Below are 6,199 nucleotides of genomic sequence, written 5' to 3'. Positions count from 1 at the left end.
GAGGGAGGCACCGGACGCATGCGGCGGGAAAGCACGTCGACTGTGGTTCTCGGGTGAAGGCCGGGGACCGGCCACCTCCCCTCCCCCTTGTGGGGTGGGGTCGGGGGTGGGGGGCACCAGTCGAAGGTCGGGCGGGATGTCGGGCGTGCCCACCCTCCCCAACCCTCCCCCACGAGGGGGGCGGGAGGCGAGGGGCGGAGACGACTGGAGAGTGCAACGACTGTCGTCCTTGTCTGGAGCGCAATGACCGGGGGCCTCCCCTCCCCCTTGTGGGGAGGGGTCGGGGGTGGGGGGCACCGGTCGAAGGTCGGGCGGGACGGCAAGCGTGCCCCCCCTCCCCGGCCCTCTCCCACATGGGGGGAGGGAGGCGCGTTCCCTGCACTGGTGCAAAAGGCGCCCATCCCTGCTCAGACCCCCAGAACCTTGCGGATCGCGGCTTCATTGATGTCGCCCTGTTCGGCGATCACCACCAGCTGCGAGCGGCGTGGGGAGGTGCCCCAAGGGCGGTCGTATTGCGTCCGGACCCGTGCGCCGACGGCCTGCACCAGCAGCCGGAGGGGCTTGCCTGCGACCGCGACATGACCTTTGACCCGGAGGATGCTTTGCTCTTCGGCCAGCCGGGCGATGGCGGCCGAAAGGGCCTCGGGGTCGGTCACTTCGGGCAGGTCGATGACGACCGAGTTAAAGTCGTCATGCTCATGGTCGTCCTCGCCATCGTGATGCGAGGGACGGGAGGCGATGTCGTCCTCGGCGGCGGCGTTGAGCCCGAGGATGACGCGGGGGTCGATGACGCCTTCGGTCATAGCGAGCATGGGGACCGGGCGGGTCATTTCGGCGCTGATGACCTCCCGCGCCGAGGCAAGACCGGCCTCACCCGCTAGGTCGGCCTTCGAGAGAAGGATCAGGTCGGCGCAGAGGATCTGGTCCTCGAAGACCTCGGAGAGCGGTGTTTCGTGGTCGAGCGAGGGGTCGGCGGCGCGTTGGGCGTCGACGGCTGCGACGTCCGGAGCGAAGCGGCCAGCGGCGACGGCTTCGGCGTCGGCGAGGGCGATGACGCCGTCGACAGTTATCCGGCTGCGGATGGCGGGCCAGTCGAAGGCCTTGAGGAGCGGCTTCGGGAGGGCGAGGCCGGAGGTTTCGATCAGGATGTGATCCGGGCGGATGGGCATGGCCATCAGCGCCTCGATCGTCGGGATGAAGTCGTCGGCGACGGTGCAGCAGATGCAGCCGTTGGCGAGCTCGACGATGTTTTCGACCGGGCAGTTTTCATCGGCGCAGGACTTCAGGATGTCGCCGTCGACCCCTACGGTGCCGAACTCATTGACCAGGATCGCGAGCCGGCGCCCCTGCGGGTTCTGCATCAGGTGGCGGATGAGGGTGGTCTTCCCCGCGCCAAGGAAGCCGGTGATCACGGTCACGGGGATTTTCGTCAGGTCGGTCATTCGGCGGCCTCTTCAAACGGCATTTGGGGCGGGATACGGGCCATGCTTTGCTTGCGGAAGACTACGGGCCGCTCTCGCCAGGGGACGATGCCGTCCGTTGTGGCTGCGTACTTCCCGGCGCCTTCGAGGATCGCGGGGACGTCGTCAAGGGTCAGGCGGCCGTAGACATAGGACCAGGCGCCGGGCTTCGTCAGCGAGACGGCGCAGCCGGTGTTGCAGGCGGAGAGGCATTCGACGCCGACGATGCGGATGCCTTCGGGCGCACCTTTGGCGGCTAGCGCGGCATAAAGCCGGAGCCCTGGGGGCAGATCGCCTTCGGGCACAGGTTCCCCGGCCTTGCAGGTGGTGCAGACGTAAAGCGTAGTGCCCATCGCGGTCTTCCATAGGCGAAGGGGCATGGGCCAGAGAGGGCGTTTCCGCCTGTCCCCCGGTCGCGGAACACCCCGTCCGCCGGTTTCTTCCTTCGCGCTGGCAGGTCTCCCGGCTTGCGGATCCAGGGTTTCCCCAACGGTCCCTTGCCTTCCCGGCTGTGTGGCCAGTGGCGTAAGGGACCTCTCCGGTCACGGTCGCGGGGGCGGCTGCGATTGGGGCTTTCGGCTCATGTCCTCGGGCCCTGTCGCATTCCCTCTTCGCCTGTCATAAACAGGAACCAGCGCCTGTCCACCTGTGGCAGAAGGCCTACCAATGTCAAGGACGCGACCGACCATGACCGAGACCATTGCGACACCCGATACTGAAGCCGAGCTTGCCCGCCATGCCCAGAAGATGGCGAAGAAGAAGGCTGCGCGGGACAGGATCATGGCGGGGAAGGCCGGGGAGAAGGGGTTGATCATCGTCCATACCGGGGCGGGGAAGGGGAAATCCTCCAGCGGGTTCGGGATGATCCTGCGCTGTGTGGCGCATGGGATGCCCTGCGCGGTGGTCCAGTTCATCAAGGGGGCGTGGGATACGGGGGAGCGGCGGCTCTTGATGACCCATTTCGCGGACCTGTGCCAGTTCCATGCGATGGGCGAGGGGTTCACCTGGGAGACGCAGGACAAGACCCGCGACATTGCGGCCGCAAGGGCGGGGTGGGAGAAGGCGAAGGAGCTGATCCGGGACCCAAGCATCCGGCTGGTGCTGCTGGATGAGATCAACATCGCGCTGCGGTATGACTATCTGGACCTTGGGGAAGTGCTGGAGTTTCTCCGCTTGGAAAAGCCGCCCCTGACTCATGTGGTCTTGACGGGGAGGAACGCTAAGGACGAGCTGATCGAGGCGGCGGATCTGGTGACCGAGATGACCTTGGTCAAGCATCCGTTCCGGGCGGGGATCAAGGCTCAGGCCGGGGTGGAGTTCTGATGTGTCCCACGGTGGGACATCCTGGCGGCTGAAATAAAATCAATGGGTTGCGTCTGTGGGCGTTAAGGATTTGGCAAGATATCGGCAGGAGACGGACAAATGAAAAAAGCTGGAATGATGGTACTGCTTCTGACCGGGATGCTGGCGGTTTCCGCTTGCGGCCCGTTGATCGTCGGCGGTGCGACGGCTGTGGTCGCGGATGAGGTGATCGAGCAGGAACAGGGTGGCGACGGGTTGTTCTGAAGGGGCGCGCGCAAGGACCGGGCGCCTGCAGACTGTTATAGAGCGTCAGACGATCCGGCAGCGCCGCAGGTGAAAGACTTTGGCGAGACCCGCCTTATCAAGGGCCTTGCCCAGTCTTGGGCTGACGAAGAAGCCGATTTCCACCAATTCGTCACCCCAAAGATCCGCGCCCTCTAGGGCCGCCCGGGTGATGGCCATATCGTCGTCCTTGATCCAGAACTTTGGCCGGCATTTGCCGTTCGGATAGGGACCATCGATGGTCTGGCTAGAGCGGGATGAGTCTTGGCGGAACCTGCAGCTGCAGAGCCACGCCTGGAAGCCCTCCTCGTTCGACTTCGTCTCCTCGTCGGAGAAACACAGCGAGGAGTGACGAAGTCATCGACGAGCGATCCTGCGCGGACAGAAGTGCGACAATCTGATTCTGCCAGTCCGCATCCCGCTCTAGCTGTTGTATCGGCGGCGGTCTTCTTCGCACCGAAGTTCAGCGCCCAGAACGGGCCGTCGATCGGCGTGACGCCATCGCTGCGGAACAGCTCCAGCGGATAAAGCCCGCCGCTGCGCAGATCAAACTGGCGCAGCACTGCGGCGGCCTTCTCGGTCATGCACAGAAAGCCGTTCAGCTTGAAGAGATGCGACATCCGCGTGATCTTGCGGCCTTTGTGCTCGACGGCCCGCTGCGGCAGAAGGTTCGGGTCAAGATGCCCCCCGCCCCCGTGGAACATGGCGTTGTCTTCTCGTTGCGCTGACGGCGCGGCGCGGTCCTCCATTGTGAACCAGGCGGTCAGCTCGGATTTCTGCGGTGCAACGCTCAAGCAGACGGTATCTGTCATCGTCACTCTCCCTTGGTTTGCGAATAACCCATCTTCTCCACCAGCTCCTTCTCCACAAGCCCGCCGATCTGCGGATGCAGCCGCAGCTCGCCTTCCTTCACCACCTGGGCGAAGTTGGCGATCACCCGGCCTGCTGTCTTCCGGTCGCCTAGTTCCGCCTGCGGCCCTTTGATCGTCGGCGGTGCAACGGCTGTGGTCGCGGATGAGGTGATCGAGCGGGAAGAGGGCGGCGACGGGTTGTTCTGAGGGGGGCGATGATCGGCGCGCCATGAATGCGCGCCCTACGGCTCGCGTTCGCCCGAGGCGGGTTACTTCTTGAGCATGGCGCAGGCTGCGTCGCCTGAGGCTTCACCGATGATGGCCAGGTCGGCCTGACCGGCGCGTGGGAGGCCGAAGAACTCTACTCCGTCCTTTGTCACGTAGCCGGTCAGGTAGCTGCCAACTTCCCATTCGCCGACCTCGTTTTCACCCAGCGTTAAATCGCCGAAGATGAGGACCTCATCACCCCTGGAGGCCCGCTTGATGTAGATCGAGCCGTCTGAGACCGGCAGCGGCTGGTCCACCGGCAGTTCGCAGGCCTTCAGCAATTCGTCGCCATAGATATGCTCCAGAAGATCGGCTTTCGGTATGCCGACTGCTTGAAAATAGATCCTGAAGGACTGAAACGTGTCCTCCGGTCGGCCACCAACGGGCTTGGTCGAGAACTCGACGCCAGCAAACTCGATCCACGGGGTGGTATGGCTGAGACCAGCCAGGACATCCGCTTCGCTTGGACGACAGGAAGAGCCACCTGGCGCGCAGGCCAGGGCGGGGGCCGTGGTCAAGAGCGCAAGGAGGGGCGCAAGGAAAAGGGGGTTGGTTGACCGCATGATGGCTCCACCAGATTGACGATTGATCCGGGAGCCCGACAGAGGCGGTTTTGGGTGGGGGCGATGACAGGTGCTACGGCTCGCTTGAGGACGAAGCGGACCGCGAGCGGCGCCATTCGGCCGGGGGGGTGCCGAAGCTGCGGGAGAAGGCGCGGGTGAAGGCGGCTTCGGTGCCGTAGCCTGCGTCGGTCGCGATGGCGATGATCGGCTGCTGGGTCGTGGTCAGGTCCTGTGCCGCAAGGAAGAGGCGCCAGTCGCGCAGGTAGCGCATGGGGGATGTGCCGAGGAGTTCGGCGAAGCGGGTCACCAGCGCCGAGCGGGAGAGGCCGCTTTCCTGCGCGAGGGACGCGAGCGTCCAGTTCCGCCGGGGATCGGCGTGCAGCGCCACAAGGCCTCGGGACAGGGCCGGGTCGAGGATTGCTGCGAGCCAGCCATGGGGCGTGGGGGTCTGGAACTGGCGGCGGAGGATTTCGAGGAAGGCAAGCTCGGTCAGTCGTTCGAGGACCGGGCCGCCGCCGGGCTGGGGCTGGTCGACCTCGGTCACGATCTGGGCGACGGTGGCCGCCAGCCAGTCGGCCGCGCCTTCATCGGCGGTGCGGATGTGAATGAAGTCGGGCAGGACGGCGCGGAAGGGGGCGAAGCCGGTCGCCTCGCACTGGACGTAGCCGCAGAGGATGCGGACCTGGCTGCCCCGATCGGGGTAGCGCAGGATGGGCGTGGCGGGCCAGGGGCGGGCGGGAAGGTCGCCGCCGGGGTCGATGAGCCGTCCGCCTGCGCCTGCGCCAAGAACATGCGGGGTGCCGAAGGGGAAGGCGGCGATGTCGCCGGTCTGAAGCTGGGTGCGGTGGCCCTGGAGGTCGACCCAGCATGGGCCTGCGGCGACGATGTGGAAGCCGATGGCATCCTTCGGCCGCCAGGGCGCGGGGGTGGCGTCGGTCGTCCAATCCCCCTGCGGCATGAAGCAGTACTGCATGGAGCCGGAAATCCGGATGCGGCGGAGGGCCTGCGACAGGAGTTCGGCGGCGGGTTCTGGCAGATCGGTCAAGCTTTTCGGCGGGTCGGCCAAAGACAGTCTTCCCTTTGATCAGGCAAGGACGGTGCATCGGACACCATGCATTGCAAGGGAGATTATCATGGCAGATGGAACCGACAAACTTGTGGTGATGATCACCAATGGCATTGCGTCCGAGCTTTCTTCGGTCGGATTCACGATCGCGAATGGCGGGATCACGGCGGGGCTGAAGGTGTTCGTGTTTCTGACGTCGAACGCGATCGATCTGGTGCGGAAGGGCGGGCAGGCGATGACTCATGTGCCGCCGTTGGACCCGCTGGCGGCGCTGATCGCGGATTTCCAGAAGCGCGGCGGGGTGATCTGGGCTTGTACGCCATGTGTTGTGGCGCGGGGGTATGAGGCGGGGGACCTCTTGGACGGGGTGATCGTCACGGGGGCAAGCGTGATGCATGCCGAGATCAG

10 protein-coding genes and 1 riboswitch are annotated in these 6,199 nt (G+C 65.3%); of the genes, 3 read left to right on the top strand and 7 right to left on the bottom strand.

Annotated features, from left to right (window positions below; genetic code table 11):
* Positions 1-407: 407 nt before the first annotated feature.
* Together cobW and ACRCSW_RS19670 are read right to left on the bottom strand one after the other, a co-directional pair.
* Positions 408-1,442, bottom strand: coding sequence for a cobalamin biosynthesis protein CobW (gene cobW / locus ACRCSW_RS19675; RefSeq protein ID WP_438707348.1), 1,035 nt, complete (start codon positions 1,440-1,442; stop codon positions 408-410).
* Positions 1,439-1,813, bottom strand: coding sequence for a DUF1636 family protein (locus ACRCSW_RS19670; protein ID WP_438707347.1), 375 nt, complete (start codon positions 1,811-1,813; stop codon positions 1,439-1,441). The genes cobW and ACRCSW_RS19670 overlap by 4 nt, the downstream gene beginning before the upstream one ends.
* A gap of 82 nt (positions 1,814-1,895) precedes the next feature.
* Positions 1,896-2,111: riboswitch (cobalamin riboswitch) on the bottom strand.
* Between the two features lie 36 nt (positions 2,112-2,147).
* Between ACRCSW_RS19670 and cobO the strand changes: the two genes are divergently transcribed.
* Both cobO and ACRCSW_RS19660 read left to right on the top strand, forming a co-directional pair.
* On the top strand, positions 2,148-2,783 hold the full coding sequence (gene cobO / locus ACRCSW_RS19665; protein ID WP_438707346.1) for a cob(I)yrinic acid a,c-diamide adenosyltransferase: 636 nt from the start codon (positions 2,148-2,150) through the stop codon (positions 2,781-2,783).
* A gap of 99 nt (positions 2,784-2,882) precedes the next feature.
* Entirely contained in the window at positions 2,883-3,026 is a 144-nt protein-coding gene (locus ACRCSW_RS19660) for a hypothetical protein (protein ID WP_438707345.1), read from the top strand.
* A 45-nt stretch (positions 3,027-3,071) separates the two neighbouring features.
* Here ACRCSW_RS19660 and ACRCSW_RS19655 read toward each other — a convergent pair whose 3' ends face one another.
* From ACRCSW_RS19655 to ACRCSW_RS19635, 5 genes are all read right to left on the bottom strand, one after another.
* A complete protein-coding gene (locus tag ACRCSW_RS19655; RefSeq protein WP_438707344.1) occupies positions 3,072-3,224 on the bottom strand; it encodes a hypothetical protein in 153 nt (50 codons plus the stop codon).
* Positions 3,200-3,856: a hypothetical protein gene (locus tag ACRCSW_RS19650; RefSeq protein WP_438707343.1), complete on the bottom strand. Its 657-nt coding sequence runs from the start codon at positions 3,854-3,856 to the stop codon at positions 3,200-3,202. The genes ACRCSW_RS19655 and ACRCSW_RS19650 overlap by 25 nt, the downstream gene beginning before the upstream one ends.
* A 2-nt stretch (positions 3,857-3,858) precedes the next feature.
* Positions 3,859-3,981 (bottom strand): hypothetical protein, encoded by a 123-nt coding sequence (locus ACRCSW_RS19645; protein WP_438707342.1) that lies wholly within the window; start codon positions 3,979-3,981, stop codon positions 3,859-3,861.
* 183 nt (positions 3,982-4,164) lie between these two features.
* Positions 4,165-4,725 (bottom strand): hypothetical protein, encoded by a 561-nt coding sequence (locus tag ACRCSW_RS19640; protein WP_438707341.1) that lies wholly within the window; start codon positions 4,723-4,725, stop codon positions 4,165-4,167.
* Positions 4,726-4,798: 73 nt separating this feature from the next.
* Complete coding sequence (locus ACRCSW_RS19635) at positions 4,799-5,791, bottom strand: AraC family transcriptional regulator (protein ID WP_438707340.1); 993 nt, start codon at positions 5,789-5,791, stop codon at positions 4,799-4,801.
* A gap of 67 nt (positions 5,792-5,858) precedes the next feature.
* On the opposite strand from ACRCSW_RS19635, the gene ACRCSW_RS19630 reads away from it, so the two are divergent.
* The coding region (locus tag ACRCSW_RS19630) for a DsrE family protein (RefSeq protein ID WP_438707339.1) at positions 5,859-6,199 on the top strand (341 nt) is incomplete at its 3' end.

The organism is Tabrizicola sp. (assembly GCF_051645465.1).
Classification (GTDB): domain Bacteria; phylum Pseudomonadota; class Alphaproteobacteria; order Rhodobacterales; family Rhodobacteraceae; genus Tabrizicola.
The sequence above is the reverse complement of the archived record's forward strand: the minus strand, read 5'-3'. Positions and strand labels throughout refer to the sequence as shown.